This window comes from Leucogemmata humicola (assembly GCF_055379415.1).
In genome coordinates this window covers 1,389,083-1,405,825 of the sequence record NZ_AP040875.1, presented here as the reverse complement: position 1 = coordinate 1,405,825, position 16,743 = coordinate 1,389,083, and the positions used below count along the sequence as shown (strand labels likewise).

Sequence of the window (16,743 nt, the reverse complement as noted above, 5' to 3'; positions counted from 1 at the left end):
CATCGGTCCTCGAATACTACAGCCTCCCTGCTAGTCCGCCTCCGGCTCTGGGTTGGCCGTGACGCCATTGGGACTGTAGACCCGATGAAACTTGGGCTCCGGCGCAAAGTGCAGGAGCAGCCCCACCTCGAGGTCCGTCGCGCGGAGGTAGTTCAGAACCTGCCGCTTTGCGGCCCGGTGGAGGTCGAGCGTCGACTTGATCTCAACCACCAACGTTTCATTCACGATCATGTCCATTCGGAACTGACAGAGCTCTACGCCCTCATAGTAAACGCGAACGCGTGCCTCCCGCCGGACACGCAGCCCGCGCCGCTCGAGCTCCACCTGCAGCGCCTTCCGGTACACTGTCTCGAAAAACCCAAACCCCAGGTGATTGTACACCCGGTAGAACGCCCCGATGACAGCTCCGCTGAGCTCCTCATCCACCAGTTTGTTTTTTGTCATCCGGCAGTTTCAGCACATCCGGCCGTTTCCGATCATCATTTTGTTGATGGTCGTACCAAAACAACGCATCGAAGCGAGATGAACGGAAACGGCCGGATCTCCGGAAACTGCCGGATTAACTACGTCACGGGATATATGCGATGCAATCGATCTCCACGCGCAGCCCCTCCCCGGGCAACGCAGCGGCCTGAATCGTCGTCCGCGCCGGACGGTGGTCGCCAAACACCTGGGAGTACACGGCGTTCATTTGTTCGAATTCTTTCATGTCGAGCAGGAACACACCGCAGCGAAGGACGTACTGCAAATCCGATCCGGCGGCGCGTAGGATCGTTCGCACATTCTCCAGACACTGGGCAGTTTGCGCCGTCGCGTCGGAACCGGCGAGTTTGCCGGTGGTAGGAACAGTCGCGCCCTGACCAGAAACGAAGATGAGGCGCTCGAAGCCCATGCCAGGCGAATACGGGCCAACCGGCGCTGGAAGCTTGGGATCGTGAATGGGGCGATGCGTCGACATGAAGATCTCGATGGATTGGTGTGGTCCAGGAATGCTAGCCAGTCCTAAAACCCGTCCGCCACCATCGCCGGCGACTCACTTCACTATGATTGTGCCGTTCATCGCCGCGCCGTGAATCGCGCACTGGAAGTAGTAGCTCCCTGGCGTCGTCGGCATCGTCAGCGAACGACTGCCCGACGAGAAGATCCCCGTCGCGCCGATGGCGCTCGAGCTGAAGTTCGCGCTGTGCCGAGTGTTGTCGAGATTTGTGAACGTGACAATGGTGCCCGGCGCCACGGTCAACAGATTCGGATGATACGCAATCGATTGAATCGTGATCGATACACTCCCTGCGGGAAGTGGCGGCGGCGTAGCACCGATGACGAACGGGTTGGAGAACTTGATCGCGGTCAGGAAAGTCGAATCCGTGAGTGTTCTCATAAACGCAACCAGCGCGCTCTTTTCGGCACCGCTCAACCCGAGTCTCTTTGGTGAACCATCCGCCGCTTTGAGACGCGCATCGAGATTCACATTCGCCTGCACACCCGAATCGAAGAACTCCACCACTTCGGCGAGCGTCGCAAAGCGTCCGTCATGCATGTACCGCGGACGCACAGCGACATTGCGCAGCGACGGCGCCTTGAACGCGCCTTTGCCCGAGCCCGTGTCGATCGATACAGCATCGAGACCGATGTTGTGCACCGAGTCGCCGAGCTGGGCGACGGTCGTGTGACAAGACGCGCAGCCTGCCGACCGGAAAAGCTGTTCACCCTGCTGCTCCTCGGCGGTCAGTGTCGTCGTGAAATCAGCGACGCCAGCAGCCGAGAACGCGCGATCGTAGCGCGACGACGCCGACACCATCGAGCGGACGTACTGCGCGATTGCGAGCGACACGCGATCGCTCGTCACGGCGGACGAACCGAAGGCCGCCGTGAAAAGTTGCGGGTAGTACGGCGTGACGGAGAGTTTGGCGACGAGCGCATCGAGCGTCAGGCCCATCTCCGTCGCGTTCTGAATTGGCGCCAGCGCCTGTGCTTCGACGGACGCCGCGCGTTCGTCCCAGAAGTACCGACCGCGTTTGTAATACCGCGTGTTCGTCAAACCGGGTGAATGGCGCGTCGTCATCCCGCCGGCAAAGCCGACGCTGAATTGCCCGGCGTCGCTGAAGCCGAGCGACTGTACGTGACACGACGCGCACGCGGTCCCGTCGTCGGCCGACAGACGCGGGTCGTAAAACAGAACGCGGCCGAGCGTGGCGCCGGCGTCAGTAATGGGATTGGTCGCCGGAGTAGCGTCCGTCGCGACGACGGATGTGCCTCCGATGCTGGCCGAGAAATGCCCAGGCACGGGCACCTCGGCGTCGGCATATCGTTCGAGCGACGGTGGCAGAACCGGAATAGCGAGCCCGGCAGCGAACGCGACGATCGAGAACTGATCGGAGACAGATCGGCCGAGTGCATCGGTCGCGGTGATGGTGGCGCTCATCACGGCTGGCGACGATGGCGTTCCGGAGATCGACGAACCGGTTGTCGTCAGTCCGTTCGCCGCGCCAGCCAACGTCACCTTGTACGTGAGGCCCTTCGCCGCGGGATCGGAAAATACCGTCGCGCCCTTGCTCGCATCGTACGCGACCGAGTTTCCAACGGTGACCGCGAGAATCCCATTCGACGCCAACAGCGTCGGCGCGGCAGGGGTTGGCGCGGGCGCGGCTGTGGTCGGACTCTGCGTCGAATCGCCGCCGCAGGCGAGAACGGCGCCGACAACCGAGATGCGCGCACACCTGCGAAGGAAATTGACCATACGTAATGATGGCGAGAAACTGCGCCGGCCGTCCGATCCAGGGAGACACGCCGTCTGGGGTTCAACCCTGACGGTCTCGTCCTGAGTTCGCCACCTTCAGCGTGTACGCAACGAGTGAGATGGGCTCCAACATCGTCGCCGAGTTTAGATAATGGTCAATATTTCCATCGAGAATGATCGCGTTCACTTCACAGTCGAGGGCTGGGACAAGCTCTGGGCGCTGAAGAGCCAACTGGAGATTCCGCTCGAGCACGTGACGTCCGTGCGGGCGGACCCTGAGCCAGCGCGCGGCTGGTGGCACGGACTCCGGTTGCCGGGCACGCAGATTCCCGGCGTGCTCACGGCGGGCACGTTCTATCAGTCAGACGGCGCCGTGTTCTATGACGTTCACGATCCGGAGAACACGATCGTGCTCGAGCTCAATCACGAGCACTATACGCGTTTGGTCATCGAAGTCGCCGATCCAGCGGCGGCCGTCGACACGTTACGCGCCGCGCTCTCGGCACGACGCCGCGCTTAACGCGTCAATCGCTAGCGTCGCGCGAACTGGAAGCCGGTGACGCGACCCGCGCCAACGACGAAACCCGTGACGCGTTTCTTGTCGTTGCGCACGAAGCGCACGACGCCCACGTCGGACTGAAACGCATCGAGGAACGCGGGCCGGAGCACCATGTCCGGCATCGCGCGACGCCGCACTACGAGCGCGCCGTCTTTGACCGCGAGCGTCCACGTTACGTCGAGTTCGTCGCTGCGATAGTCGGCAGCAAAGCCGGCGAGCGTCGCCGCATCGGTGCGAGGCGCCGGCATTCGACGATACGTCGCCACCTGGCTCGGCGGTGTCGCGACTTCCATGCGCATCACGCCGTTCGACTCCGGCTGGAACGTGATGACGTTCGGCCCCATCATCGGGCGAAAGCGATCGACAGCGACGGGGCGAAATACAGTAGGCGCGCCGACGACGGCGAGCGAATCACCACGCATCTCGATGCGCACGAGCGCTTCGTTCGTTGCGTCCCAGTATGCGCCCGCGTAGCGCGCAACGCGCTCTCGCGGCACGGACACCGTCGGCTCGGCGATGCTCGACTGCGTCGCCGCAGTCGTCGACGTGAGTTTGTCGCCGAGGTAGACGGCGGCAACCTGTTGGCTGAGCGCGACGGGGTTCGCGATTGCCGCATTGCACAGCATGAGTACCGCGAGGTGTTGCGCCGGAAAGCGCAGGACGTTCGTGCGATACCCGCCGTATCCGCCGGAGTGCTCGACCGTCGCAAGCCCGCGATAGTTGCCGAGCGACAGGCCGAACGCATACGGAATGGAGTCGCCGGAGTTGAGGCGCCCGCGCGTGAGCACGAGCGCTGCGACCTTGTCGCCACCGACAGTGTGATCGTCGAAGTTGCGCGCCCACTTCGCGAGATCTTCGACCGTCGTGAACAATCCGCCATCGCCGACGACGTCGAAGCCAGGCATGTCGAGCTCCCAGCCGCCGCCGTCCTTCGGCGAACGCGGCGCGTACGCAAGCGCGCGATTCTTCACCAACGCAGTGTGATCGTCGCGGAAGTGACTGTTCGTCATCCCGAGCGGCGCGAAGATCTGCGCGTCGGCAAACTCGCGCAGCGATTGACCCGACACTCGTTTCACGAGGATCGACAGCAGCACGTAGCCAGTATTGCTGTACAGCGACCGCGTGCCCGGATCGAAGTTGAGTGCGTGTTGACGGCTTACGAGATCTAGAAAGCGCGCTTCGGTAAGCGGGCCGTCCGACTGCCAGTCGGTCATTCCGAGCAGACCGAAGTAATCGCGGATTCCGCTCGTGTGGTGAATGAGATGCTGAACGGTGATCGTCTTCCCGAACTTCGGAACTTCGGGAATCCACTTTCTGATATCGTCGTCGAGCGAGAGTTTGCCCTGCGTCGCAAGCAGCGCGACCGCGAACGCCGTGAACTGCTTCGACACCGACGCTGCGTAGAACGCGGACACGGGCGTGATCGGCACATCGTGCTCGAGACTCGCCGCGCCGTAGCCTTTGGCAAACACCGTTCGACCGCCTTCGGAGACGGACACCGCGCAGCCGGGCGAATCGCGCTTATCGAACCACGCGTAGATCGAGTCGATGCGCGGATTGGTGCTCGGCGTTTGAGCAGCGGACGTTCCTGCGGAGATCAGCGACGCAGCGAGTGCGATCGCGACGGTGCGTGGGGGGCGCGGGTTCATAGCATACGTTCGCACGCACTTGCCACCGCTAGCAAGTCGACCGTGCGATCGCGCTTCCCAACGAGCTGAAGTCCAACCGGAAGTCCGTCCGTTCGAACCGGCAGCGAAATCGCCGGATGCCCGGTGATGTTGAATAGCTGAGTCAGGCGCAGCATTGCCGCACGCACGAGCAGCGATTCGCCGTTGTCCATCTTCACCTCCGTCGATCCGATCACCGGCGCGACGATTGGCAGTGTTGGCAACACGAGCGCATCGCACCCTTCGAGCGCCGCGTCGACCGCCTGAGTGAGCACCTCGCGCACCTCACGACCGCGCAGATAATTCACCGCCGGAATCGTGCGACCGCGTTCGAGTCGTTCACGCACCGGCGGCTGATAGTCGCCCGGCTGTGTGTCGAGTGCGATGCGATGCCAATTCGCCGCTTCAGGCAGCGAGATGTTGACGTACGTATCGATGATCGTGTCGGTGCCTTCCACCGCGCGCGACTCGATCGACATGCCGCACGCACGAAGACGCGCAATCGCCGCGTCGAATGCGACGCGCACTTCGCTCTGCAGCAGCGCCGTGAAGTATCCACCGAGCGCGCCGAGCTTTACCGCGCTTGGCGCGGGCGTTTCGATCGTCGGAATCGGCCGGTTCGCCAGAATTGCCCACAGCGCCGCCGCGTCGGCAACGTTGCGCGTGATCGGCCCGACGTGATCGAACGTCGCGCAGAGCTGCACGACGCCGTCGGTCGGCACTTCGCCGAGCGACGGCTTGAGTCCAACGATCCCGCACGCCGCTGCGGGAATTCGGATCGAGCCGCCGGTATCCGAGCCGATCGACGCGACTCCCATCCCCGTCGCCACTGCGGCCGCCGATCCACCGCTCGAACCACCGGCCGAACGACCGAGGTCGAGTGGGTTGTGCACGGCGCCGAACGCAGTCTCCTCGCTCGTGGTGCCGAGGGCGAATTCGTGCAGGTTCGTTTTGCCGATGATCACGGCGCCCGCCTCGCGCAGCCGCTTCACGACCGGCGCATCCTCGGCGGCAATGTGTCCCTTGCGGACGTTCGACGCCGCGGTGGTCGGCTGGCCGGCGATATCTATGAGATCTTTGATCGAGATCGGAACGCCGTGCAACGGTCCGCGGTCGATTCCGCGCGCGCGTTCGTCGTCAGCGACCTTGGCCGCTGCTCGGGCGGCGTCGGCGTCGACGCGTATGAACGCGTTGGTGGAAGCACCGTGTTCGGCGATAGCAGCAAGGCTCGCGTCGACGAGGTCGGCGGAGGTCGGCATGTTGGTCTGGGGTTGAGTCGGGACAAAGATGCCCGCTGACGGCGCGCGATGGAATCGCCCACCTCGCGACGACGGGCCTGGTCCTTCGCGCGAGGTGGCGAGTGGGCCGACGTCCTTCGCGCGACCTGGGCAATACTGCCGATACTGCCGGCAGTATCGCCACTGGCCCGCGCTGCGGACGCCGGCCCACCCGCCACCCAACTAGCCTCTACCGGCGGCCGCTTCGCGGGCACGGAGTTCTTCTCATCGCGCGCGTGTGATCGGGCGCGGGCTTGTCGCGATCTCGACTCGGCGGCCCAAGCGCTCGACATACCGAATCAGCGTCTCGAGCGAGAAGCGGCGGAGGCGACCGCGGCGCAGATCGGAGATTCGCGCGCGGTCCGTCCCGATCAGGGCTGCGACGTCGTCGCCGTTCCAGCCGTCGAGTAGCGAGGCGAGCTCGGCGCCGAGTTGGATTTTGAGTGCAGGGATGGGATCGACGCGAGGCATGACGCATGGTCGCGCCGTGGGGTTCAGCGCGCGTCATCGTCCGGCCGCGAATCGTGCGGGCGCCACGCACTCGGTAGCGAAGTGCGTCCGCGGCGTTGGGGCCCACGGTGTCGCAGCGCGGGCCAGCGGCAATACTGCCGGCAGTATCGGCAGTATTGCCCAGGTCGCGCGGAGACACCGTGGGCCCCAACTCCGCCGCAGTTTCCGCCCTACCGCGAGAGCCAAAAATGATTCTGGCCTTCCCACTCGGTTTTGTATACATTCGTGCCAGCAACCCACTCGTGCCGCACGGCGGCGAAGGAGCGTATCCGATGGTGTCACTGCGTCATCGTTTCCTATGTCAGCTCGCGGGTGCAGTCGCTCTCGTCGCCACCGCCCATCCGACCCTCGGCGCCCAGGTCCGGATCAAGCTCGCCGCGTGGCAGGAGTCGGTGTTGATGGACACCCTGCGCCAGGAGCACGAAATCAGCGTGCCCGCGGATAAGGCGTACCAGGCGGCGCTCAAAGCCTTTGCCGACTTGGAAATTCCCACGGGGCGTACGGATGGAGGCAAGGGCATCATCGGAAGCGAGCGCTTCGAGCGGACGCGGACCCTCGCTGGTTCGCTGATGTCGAAGTCGTTCGCCTGCGGCGAGAGCGCGATCGGGCCGAATGCCGATTCCTATCGCCTAGAAATCGCGGTCGTTGTCTGGGTAAGGCCGGCCGGCCCGGGCTCCAAAGTTGGGGTTGCGACCGTGGCAAGTGGTCGAGATGTGTCGGGCGTGTTTCGCGGTCCACAGGGATGCACGTCGACGGGTAATCTCGAGCAGAAGATTCTCGATCGGGTGCAGAAGGTGTCTGCGCAGTGACGCTCATTCCAAAATTGGAATACGGGGACGATCGGTCGCCACCGGCCGGGACTTGTTAGCGGTAACTCGCTAGAGACCCTGCCGACGGCCATTTCGTCCAGCCCCCACCCGGGCATCGTATTCCAATTTTGGAATGAGCAACCGATTCGCCACTCGGCGCACATCCCACTTCGTGGAATGAGCGGCCCCCACACCAACGCCTCGCCCCCATGACCTGGCGCCGAATCTCCCTGGGCGCGGCCATCGCGGCCGTCCTCAGTTTCAACACTCTCGCCGCTCAGGCCTCGGCCGACTGGCCCGCACTCGGCCGATACGCCAAAGCCAACGCCGAGCTTCCGCCCGTCCGCGCTGGCGAGCATCGCGTCGTATTCATGGGGAACTCGATCACCGAGGGGTGGGCAAAACAGTTCGACACGCAGTTCCCGGGCAAACCATATATCGGCCGAGGCATTAGCGGGCAGACCACGCCGCAGATGCTGCTGCGCTTTCGACAGGACGTCATCGCCCTCAAGCCCGACGTCGTCGTCATACTCGGCGGCACGAACGACATTGCGGGCAACACCGGACCGTCGACGCTCGAGATGATCGAGGACAACCTCGCGTCGATGACCGAGCTCGCCAAGGCGAACGGGATTCGCGTCGTGCTCGCCTCAGTGCTGCCGGTGTACGACTACCCGTGGAAGAAGGGCCTCGAGCCGGCGCAGAAGATCGTCGCGCTCAATGCGTGGATCAAGCAATACGCGGCGCGCGCGGGCGCGGTGTACTGCGACTTCCATAGCGCCATGGCAGACGAACGCCAAGGGTTGAAGAGCAATCTGACCAATGACGGCGTGCATCCGACCGCGCCGGGCTTTGCCGTGATGGGCCCGATCGTGGAACGGGCAATCGCCGAGGCGTTGCTGCGATAGTTTTATCGGGTGATTCCACGCCGTATAACAGCCGCCTTTCCTGCCGACGTCCGCTCCCGCGGAGAACGGTACTTTTCCTCGCGCAACGTCAAAATCGCGCGCTCCGGACCCACGGGTCTGTCGGCGCTCGTGCGCGGTACGACCGGGTATGTCGTCGAACTCGGCGCCGAACCCGATCTGCTCACCGCGAGCTGCACCTGCCGGTACGCCGCCGACCATGGGATCTGCAAACACATCTGGGCCGGCCTGCGACAGGCTGACTCAGAGGGTCGCCTCGACCGACTCTTGAACACCACCGGCCCCAACCCAGCGCTCGCCGCGACTCGGAGAGAGGACGTGTCCGGCAATCGATCGGGGCGTCCGCCCGAATGGAAAGCGTTCCTCGACGCGGCGCGCCGGCAGATGGCCTATCTGTCGACGCTCGACACGTCGACGCAGGCCTTCTGGCCCGCGGATCAGCGCATCGTGTACATCGTCGACCTGTCGGTCACGTCGCATGCGGCGGGCATCGTCGTGGAACTGGCAACTGAGCGACAGACACCCGGCGGCTCGTGGGAACCGCCCATGCCGTTCCGCATCGCCGCGGACGCGTGGCAAGCCGCGCCCGATCCGGTCGATCGGCAGATTGCGCAAATGCTCATCGGCGCGCCGCCGCCGACGCAGAGCGTCGGACCGACGCGCACGTCGGGCTTCGTGCTCCGTGGCGCGGCGCTCGAGACGACGCTGCAACTGATCTGCTCCACGGGCCGTTGCCGAGTGCGTCGCGTACACGATGAACGTCCCGTCGACGCCGTCGGTTTCGACGATGGGGCCGCGTGGCAATTCCGCCTGCGCGTCGCGCATCGCGAGGCGGGCGAGAGTGTGGTCGAAGGCATGCTGCGTCGCGACGGCGAAGAGATGTCGCTGCAAGAGCCGACGATGCTGCACTCCGAGGGACTGCTGCTCGCACGCGGTTCGTTCGCGCGCTTCGACCACGGGGGCGCGTTCGCGCTCGTGTCGCTCTTCCGCGAGAAGCCGACTGTCCGCGTGTCGGACGACGATCTGCCCGCGATGCTCGAGTCGCTGTACACGCTGCCGCGTCGCCCGGCACTCGAGCTGCCGCCCGACGCGCACATCACTGAGGTGCGTCTCGAGCCCGAGCCGGGCGTGATGATTCTCCCCGACGAAAGCGATTGGCGTCAGGCACATCATCGGCTCGAGCCGTTCTCGATGTACGGCGCGCTGCGCGTCGACATGAACACGCCCGACGCGACGCTGTTCGATCGCGAGACGCTCACGGTGCATCCGCGCGATCTCGCGCGCGAACGTGCGGCGCGCTCGCGTCTCGTTGGACTCGGTGCGAAAGAAGAGGCGCCCGTCGCCGGTCGCGCGCGCGGCCTGTCGATTCACTCGAGCAAACTGATTCCGGTCATCACCGAACTCGTGAACGACGGCTGGCGCGTCGAAGCCGAGGGCGTGTTGTATCGCGCTGCGGGTCACACGCGAGCGTCAGTGACGTCGGGCATCGATTGGTTCGAGCTCAGCGCGGGCGTGCGATACGGCGACATCGAGGTATCGCTGCAGGAATTGCTCAACGCGCGACGCAAGGGCGCGTCGGTGATCGAACTATCCGATGGGACTCGCGGCGTCATTCCCATCGACTGGCTCGCGCGACTCGGCCCGATCGCTGCTGGCGGCACAGTCGTCGATGGCGCGATGCGCTATTCGCGTTCTCAAACAGCGCTGCTCGACGCCCTGCTCGCCACGCTCCCCGAAGCCGACGTCGACGAGACGTTCGCCAAGGCGCGCACCGAGTTGCGCGGCTTCGACAAGGTCGCGCCGCTCGATCCGCCGCGATCGTTCCGCGGCACGCTACGCGAATACCAACGCGAAGGACTCGGCTGGCTTCACTTCCTTCGCACCTTCGGACTCGGCGGCTGTCTCGCCGACGACATGGGACTCGGCAAAACGATTCAGGTGCTCGCGCTGCTCGATGCGCGACGCGGTACGCCCGAGAATCCGAGCCGTCCGTCGATCGCCGTCGTTCCGCGATCGCTCGTGTTCAACTGGCTACGCGAGGCCGAGCGTTTTACGCCCCGCCTGCGTGTGATCGACCACTCGGGCGTGGGTCGTGAGATCGAAGCGATCGATGGCAACAAGGTCGACTTGGTGATCACGACGTACGGCACGCTGCGTCGCGACATCGCACAACTGGCCGAGATCGAGTTCGATTACGCGATCCTCGACGAGGCGCAGGCGATCAAGACGCCAAGCTCGGCGTCGGCCAAAGCCGCGCGCCTGCTACGTGCCGACCATCGCTTGGCGATGACCGGTACGCCGATCGAGAATCGTCTCGAAGAACTCTGGAGCATTTTCGAGTACTTGAATCCAGGAATGCTCGGCCCGTCGTCAACCTTCGCACAACTGGCCCGACTCGCCGGCCTCGGTGACAAAGCCGGCGGCCGCGACGTGCTCGCGCGCGCCCTGCGTCCGGTGATCTTGCGTCGCACCAAGGCTCAAGTCGCGACCGACCTCCCCGCGCGCATCGAGCAAACGTTGCACGTCGAGCTCGAAGGCGCGCAGCGCAAGTTTTATGATGATTTACTCGAGGCGTATCGTCGCAGCGTTCTCGAACGCGTCGACCGCGTGGGTGTGGGCAAGGCGCGCATGCACATTCTCGAGGCGCTGCTCCGCCTACGACAGGCGGCGTGTCACCCTGCCCTCGCCGATCCACGCAGACACGCGGGGCCGAGTGCGAAGCTCGACGCGCTGATCCCGACGCTCGAGGAGGTCATCTCCGAAGGGCACAAGGTGCTCGTGTTCTCGCAGTTCACGACCTTCCTCGGCCTGCTGCGCGAGCGGCTCGACGAGATGGGGATTCGCTACGAGTATCTGGATGGCCGAGTGCGCGATCGCCAGGCGCGTGTCGACCGATTCGAGAATGATCCGACGTGTCCACTTTTTCTGATCAGCCTCAAGGCGGGCGGACAGGGGCTCAATCTCACGTCGGCGGAGTACGTGTTCATTCTCGATCCGTGGTGGAATCCGGCGGTCGAGGCGCAGGCGATCGATCGTGCGCACCGTATTGGTCAGACGCGGCGCGTGATTGCGACGCGGATCGTGGCGCGCGATACGATCGAGGAGAAGATCCTGGATCTGCAGGCGTCCAAGCGCGCGTTGGCCGAGGCGATCCTCGGGCAGGATCAGGGTGTGCTGGCGCAGATCGGGCGGGAGGAGCTAGCGATGTTGCTAGGCTGAAGCTATCCATGCTCGGAACTCGCGCAGGCTGCACCACGCCCTCCAGGTCGCCTCATTCCAAATTTGGAATGAGCGCCTGACATCACTCCCCCATCTCTAACCGCTCGAAGCGCGGATGCTCGAAGATCGCGGCCTGGACGCTGTTACCGTCGCCCAACGCATCGCTCAGACCGCCGGCGAACCTGGCCATGAGGCGATTCATCTTCGCGACCGACTCTAGAAGGGCGGTCGTCGACCTGGATTCCCAGTAGTCGGTCTCGTCGCAGACGGTCACATCGAAGCCGAGTTCCGCGGCGGCGTCGAGGATGGTGACGAGCAATGTGTGAACTGTGACGAGATGGTCATCGCTGACGGTGGATGCGTACTGCGTCTTACAACTGCACAGCCAGAACCATTCTTCTGCGCCGCCACGCTCGGCGCGACGGCGCATGAGGGCGAAGGTTGCGGTCTCCGAACCGCGGCCGGGATCGACCGTGAAGCCGATCGCTGAGCGCGGGTCGCCGGAAAAGGGCGGCGTGTCATCGTCGGTGTACGGATCGCCGACGCACTCAGCGTGGAATTCGAGAAATCCTCGGCAAGAGGTGTCCTCTTTATCGAGGTGGCCGTCGTCGAGCGTGAGGTCGAAGAGCGGCGAGACGTGAGTCGCGGGCGTGGCGACGGCGCGGGAGCGGAGTGCGTTCAGGCGCGCGGCGACGTCGGTGCGCGACGTGTGCGGAGGGAGACGAAGCTCGTAGTGAAGTGTGAGGCCCATGGTCTGATCTTACGTCCGTCGCAGGCGGTGCCGGTACCATACCGATTCGCGTCGTACCAAAAGCGCGCAATGCGGTGGTAGATCGAGGTCAGCACACGAGCGCCGCCGCGGCCCGGAGCGTTAGTGAATGGCCGTCGAGATCGCCGGAGCCATGTTTCGCGGCTCGATGCCGGCCGCGGTTCGTGGCCCGGAAAGTGTCCCATCCCCGACCTCAGCGAGCTCGAAACAAAGCCGGCGAAGCGGCCGTTCTTTGTATTCAGGCTTCTTGAAAGTCTTGCTAGTCCAGGGGACGAATAGAATGGAGACGACCAACGGCAAGCCTCGTCGTGAGATCGACGACAGTCAATCTCACGACTTGACGGACAGGGCACTTGGTCGAACAACGACCAGTGCCGAGAGAAGAATCGAGCTCGAGGTTCCACTCGCGTCGAGTGTCGAAGTTCACCCTGGCACAACTCGCGTTCCGAAGACGACGTCAAGGCTGCGCAGCGTGCTGGGTAGGCTCATCCCTAGGGCCAAGCGGGCCGCACCGGAGGTCGTCATCGACGCGTCCGGCGACATTCATGCGATCACGCAAGAGACCAACTCTTGGTTCGATCGGGAAGTCGGCGTTCTTGAACGCGACGCACGAACATTCGCGGCGGCTTGGGCTACCAAGGGACTGCCGCGACATGACGTCGCGCGAACGGAGCCGCTCGAGGTAGAACAGTTTCTCGCCGGCCGCTGCGCGGAGACGTTTCGTCAATGGGTCGATCGCGTTCGCGTGACGATGCGCGACCGAATCGCCCGCGAGGCCCAGTCGCTCGGTGACAAGCTCGTCGAGTTGCGCGCGTCGACAATCCGACTCGAGCGGCTCGAATCGGAGATCACCGGAATCGACGCCCGAGTTCAGCAACTCAGCGCTGAGACAAAGGAGAACGCGGCGCCGGTCGGGTTCGAGCCGATCGTTCCGGGTTGGTTGTTCTTCTGGTTCTTCGCCATCGCGCTGACGATCGTGGAGTTCTTCGCCAACTTCCCGGTCTTTCGCCTCCTTCTTCCGCTCAAAGCGGGGCTGGCAAAGGCCGCGGAAGATGCGGCGCAAGATACGATCAGTGCGGACTGGTGGGCGGGCTTGGCGCTGCAGATGAAGGAGATCGTTCTCCACGCAGACGCGCTCTTCGTCGCGCTCGTCGCAGTGCTCTTTCTCATCTTGTTCGGCAAAACGATTGGCGGATCGGGTCGCGTCCTCGTCGCGCTCATACCCAAGGACCAGCCGCTCGCTACGACAACCATCAAGAGCATTCGACGGCAACACCTCGCCGCGCTGCTCGGCTCACTCATCGGCGTCGCAGCTGTATTAGCGTTCCTATATTTGTCGCGCGCCAGCATCGCTTCGGTTGCGGCTCAGCGAGTGACGGCCGACAGCCTCGAGTTGCAACGGCTCAAAAGTGAAGCACAGCAGATTCCACCTGGCGACCTCGGCGCCATGGGCAGATCGGCCGGAGCAATTCGCGATCAAGCGCGGACACTCGAGATCCACCGCGACGATCGCGCTTATGCAACCACGGTGCAGAACAACAATACGCCGCTGTTCTTCCTCAACCTTGGGCTTGTCTTCGGCGCTGCGGTCCTGGGATTTCTGACCTACCGCCAAGTCGTGCGCGACGGAAAGACCGAGCATCCAGCGATCGTCAAGCTTCGAGCGGATCGCCAATCGCTCCAAGCGGACGCGCACTCCGCGGTTCGAGCGGGCCGTGCGGCGGAATCACAGGCTCGCGCGAGCATTGGACGTGTCGAGCATTTGATGAGCGCGAGTCCGCTGGCCGAGTGGGTCGCGAAGGCCGATCGATTGGAAGTTGTGATTCCACTGTTCCGCGGGGAGAATGCTCGGCTGCGCAACATGGATCCGGCGAGCATTCTTGCATTTGCTGGAAAGCCGTCGCTGTCGCTACCGACCCTCGAAGCGGAGCGCGGTTTTCCCGAGCCGACCGATTTTGCAAGGCTCAAGGAGGAATTCGATGCGACCCGTCGCGACTTCGTGGCTGCGACGGCGCGAATTCCGATCAACCTCAGCGACGCGAGCTCGGTATGATGGTGGCGCGGCTCGCACTCGGATGTGTCTCGTTTGCTCTCGGGTTGTCGGCGCTGGGTTGCGGACAGTCGGCTGGCGCGAAGGTGGTTCCACCGCCGACGAATCAGTTCATCGTGGGAATCGATCTGTCGGCCAGTCGCACCGTGGAAGCGCTGCGAGATTCGCGGCGGCTCCTCGACAACCTCGTCGAGAGACTGCACAACGGCGATGAACTAGTGTTGCTCGAGATGTACGGCAGCTCGGACACTGGGGATCACCAGTGGATCGATTCGGTTCCGCGCGCGCGAACGCCAGGCGTCGTCACGCCGAGCGACAAGCGGAGGCTCGACGATTTCAAAGCCGTCGCGCATCAGGTTGTCGGCGCGATGTTCGATCCGAATCGAGTGCGGAGGATCGACAACACCGACGTGTTTGGGACGATCAATCGAGCTTCAGATTATGCGAAAGCAGCGCATGACCGGCGGCCGACATTGATTTTGTTGTCGGACATGGAGAATTCGACGGCCGAGATGCGGATGGAGCGAGACGAGGGGATACCCTCTCGGCAGTGGATTGAGGTTCGTCAGAGCACGAACCGACTGCCGGATGTGCGCGGAGTCTGTGTGGTGGTCGCGGGGGCTGGGTCGAAGACGCAGCGTGAAGCGGCGATTAGAGACTTCTGGGTTCGGTACTTCGCGGCCGCGGGAGGAACGCTAACGGTGGGTAACTACCGAGCGTTTGTGCCGGACGCGTCGGAAGTTCGCTGTTGATTTGGCGGGAATGGCAACGTCGTCGAAGCACTCTGGCGGCTTGATGGCCAACGAGCAATGCCGCTCAGGCTCCACGCGAGCGAAGTGAACGCGACCGATTAGATCCGGAGGTCCGTAACGCGCTCGAAAGACCTCCTCGCCGGGGGAAATGCCGCTTCGCAGTCAACGGATGAGATTCGCGAGTCGTTTATTCGTGTTGACGATGCATTCGATATTCGGCCGCCGCGAGGCGAGAACGGGAAGGCCTAGGAGGCATCAACGCGCTTCTGCCGGAATCTGTACACCGCGTTCCGCGCCTGGCCGCGAGTGAATCCTCGAGAAACCAAGAACGTGACCGCGTCTCGATTGGGCCGGCCCGTCGCCTCGAACTCCGTCAACAGTCGTGTGTAGCTCTGCTCAACCGATCCCTCTGGCTTCTCTTCTTTCTTCTGATGCGTCATACGGCCTCCGGGATTCTACTAATCACGCCCAATCGCGGGAAATCCGCTGGAATATCCTCCGATGAGCGCTAGGTCTTCGGAATCTCGTCCGAAATACGGCGTTTCTCCCCGGCACGCAGCCATTCGACGGCGCGCTCGAAGTCCTTGGTCCAACAATCCGTCTCTTCGGGCGAAACCGGCTGGAATTTTAGGATCTCGTCGGTACGTCCCGGCGTAGGTAGCAACCAACGTTCCAGCGTGAACATGAAGTGCGACCACCGTCCCCGAGACGGGCCGAGGGATACGCCGAGAATGTCGAATTCGCCGAATCGCATCGGCCGAGTACTCAATCCCTTTTTCTCGCCCTTTCGACTCTTCTGAACTTCGACGACGAAATCCGACGCCGGCCACTTGACTGCATTCTTCCACACATCTGCGGCAGACATCGGCTTTCCGCCCTGCGACCGTTGCATCTTCACCTGGAGTTTTACGGTCGTGTGGGACGGATCCGGATCCGGAATCAGCTCGCCCACGCGATCGGTCAGGTAAAAGTCGTACGGCGGGTCACCACGCATCGGCAATTCGTGCCAATTCTTCAGGCCCGGAAGCACGTCTGCTGCAAATGCTGCCTCGGCGAAAACGCCGCGAATCATTCTCACCGTGAAGTCACCAGAACGTGCAAAGGCGTCAAGCATGCCTTCAGGTGAAATCATCAACTTCTCTTCCATCGGGTGCTTTGGAAGAAGTAAGCGGAGGTAGGCGAAAACCTCCTTTCGCTCATCCAGAGTCATTCCGTCGAGGAGCCGCCTTACCTCGTCGAGGTCTGTCACTTGGCTCCGTCCTTTGCAGGTCGGCCGGCACTACGGGGGCTGAAGTTCAAAACGTCGGCTCGGCGCACTAGGAGGTAGCCTGCAACCGCTCTCGTCGCCAACCGCCCGCGCTTGATAAGGCGCGCAATCGCCTGTCGAGAGACTCCGCGAAGCCGTGCGGCCTCGGCCTGTGAGATCCAGTCAGAATCATCGAAATGGGTTGACACCGACAACCAATTC

The 16,743-nt window shown here is 63.4% G+C and carries 15 protein-coding genes; 6 read left to right on the top strand and 9 right to left on the bottom strand.

All coding sequences use genetic code 11. The features are described 5' to 3' along the window. Positions 1–30: 30 nt before the first annotated feature. From AC6H4Z_RS05780 to AC6H4Z_RS05770, 3 genes are all read right to left on the bottom strand, one after another. The gene (locus AC6H4Z_RS05780; RefSeq protein WP_497545788.1) at positions 31–444 is read right to left on the bottom strand and encodes a GxxExxY protein; all 414 of its coding nucleotides are present in this window, start codon (positions 442–444) and stop codon (positions 31–33) included. 124 nt (positions 445–568) lie between these two features. Beyond that, positions 569–958, bottom strand: coding sequence for a RidA family protein (locus tag AC6H4Z_RS05775; protein ID WP_497545787.1), 390 nt, complete (start codon positions 956–958; stop codon positions 569–571). Positions 959–1,033: 75 nt separating this feature from the next. Then, the gene (locus tag AC6H4Z_RS05770; RefSeq protein ID WP_497545786.1) at positions 1,034–2,737 is read right to left on the bottom strand and encodes a cytochrome c peroxidase; all 1,704 of its coding nucleotides are present in this window, start codon (positions 2,735–2,737) and stop codon (positions 1,034–1,036) included. Between the two features lie 151 nt (positions 2,738–2,888). On the opposite strand from AC6H4Z_RS05770, the gene AC6H4Z_RS05765 reads away from it, so the two are divergent. Then, the gene (locus tag AC6H4Z_RS05765) at positions 2,889–3,257 is read left to right on the top strand and encodes a hypothetical protein (protein ID WP_497545785.1); all 369 of its coding nucleotides are present in this window, start codon (positions 2,889–2,891) and stop codon (positions 3,255–3,257) included. A gap of 11 nt (positions 3,258–3,268) precedes the next feature. Here the strand turns inward: AC6H4Z_RS05765 and AC6H4Z_RS05760 are convergent, their stop codons facing one another. The 3 genes from AC6H4Z_RS05760 to AC6H4Z_RS05750 form a co-directional block, all read right to left on the bottom strand. Next, complete coding sequence (locus AC6H4Z_RS05760) at positions 3,269–4,945, bottom strand: serine hydrolase domain-containing protein (RefSeq protein WP_497545784.1); 1,677 nt, start codon at positions 4,943–4,945, stop codon at positions 3,269–3,271. Next, positions 4,942–6,222 (bottom strand): amidase, encoded by a 1,281-nt coding sequence (locus AC6H4Z_RS05755; protein ID WP_497545783.1) that lies wholly within the window; start codon positions 6,220–6,222, stop codon positions 4,942–4,944. Before AC6H4Z_RS05755 ends, AC6H4Z_RS05760 begins: the two co-directional genes overlap by 4 nt. Before the next feature lie 243 nt (positions 6,223–6,465). Next, a complete protein-coding gene (locus AC6H4Z_RS05750; protein WP_497545782.1) occupies positions 6,466–6,711 on the bottom strand; it encodes a helix-turn-helix domain-containing protein in 246 nt (81 codons plus the stop codon). 227 nt (positions 6,712–6,938) lie between these two features. Between AC6H4Z_RS05750 and AC6H4Z_RS05745 the strand changes: the two genes are divergently transcribed. The 3 genes from AC6H4Z_RS05745 to AC6H4Z_RS05735 all read left to right on the top strand — a co-directional run bounded on the left by AC6H4Z_RS05745 (position 6,939) and on the right by AC6H4Z_RS05735 (position 11,704). Then, positions 6,939–7,559 (top strand): hypothetical protein, encoded by a 621-nt coding sequence (locus AC6H4Z_RS05745; protein ID WP_497545781.1) that lies wholly within the window; start codon positions 6,939–6,941, stop codon positions 7,557–7,559. Positions 7,560–7,768: 209 nt separating this feature from the next. Further along, the gene (locus AC6H4Z_RS05740) at positions 7,769–8,467 is read left to right on the top strand and encodes an SGNH/GDSL hydrolase family protein (protein WP_497545780.1); all 699 of its coding nucleotides are present in this window, start codon (positions 7,769–7,771) and stop codon (positions 8,465–8,467) included. Between the two features lie 9 nt (positions 8,468–8,476). Then, the gene (locus AC6H4Z_RS05735) at positions 8,477–11,704 is read left to right on the top strand and encodes a DEAD/DEAH box helicase (protein WP_497545779.1); all 3,228 of its coding nucleotides are present in this window, start codon (positions 8,477–8,479) and stop codon (positions 11,702–11,704) included. An 82-nt stretch (positions 11,705–11,786) separates the two neighbouring features. Here AC6H4Z_RS05735 and AC6H4Z_RS05730 read toward each other — a convergent pair whose 3' ends face one another. Then, entirely contained in the window at positions 11,787–12,455 is a 669-nt protein-coding gene (locus AC6H4Z_RS05730) for a hypothetical protein (RefSeq protein ID WP_497545778.1), read from the bottom strand. 490 nt (positions 12,456–12,945) lie between these two features. Here AC6H4Z_RS05730 and AC6H4Z_RS05725 point away from each other — a divergent pair, with 490 nt between their 5' ends. Together AC6H4Z_RS05725 and AC6H4Z_RS05720 are read left to right on the top strand one after the other, a co-directional pair. Then, entirely contained in the window at positions 12,946–14,526 is a 1,581-nt protein-coding gene (locus tag AC6H4Z_RS05725) for a hypothetical protein (RefSeq protein ID WP_497545777.1), read from the top strand. Next, a complete protein-coding gene (locus AC6H4Z_RS05720; RefSeq protein WP_497545776.1) occupies positions 14,523–15,275 on the top strand; it encodes a hypothetical protein in 753 nt (250 codons plus the stop codon). The genes AC6H4Z_RS05725 and AC6H4Z_RS05720 overlap by 4 nt, the downstream gene beginning before the upstream one ends. Before the next feature lie 508 nt (positions 15,276–15,783). On the opposite strand, the gene AC6H4Z_RS05715 is transcribed toward AC6H4Z_RS05720, so the two are convergent. Together AC6H4Z_RS05715 and AC6H4Z_RS05710 are read right to left on the bottom strand one after the other, a co-directional pair. Beyond that, positions 15,784–16,407 carry a hypothetical protein gene (locus AC6H4Z_RS05715; RefSeq protein ID WP_497545775.1) on the bottom strand — a complete coding sequence of 208 codons (624 nt, stop codon included), beginning with the start codon at positions 16,405–16,407 and terminating at the stop codon, positions 15,784–15,786. Positions 16,408–16,520: 113 nt separating this feature from the next. Continuing rightward, on the bottom strand, positions 16,521–16,730 hold the full coding sequence (locus AC6H4Z_RS05710; protein ID WP_497545774.1) for a helix-turn-helix domain-containing protein: 210 nt from the start codon (positions 16,728–16,730) through the stop codon (positions 16,521–16,523). Positions 16,731–16,743 lie beyond the last annotated feature (13 nt).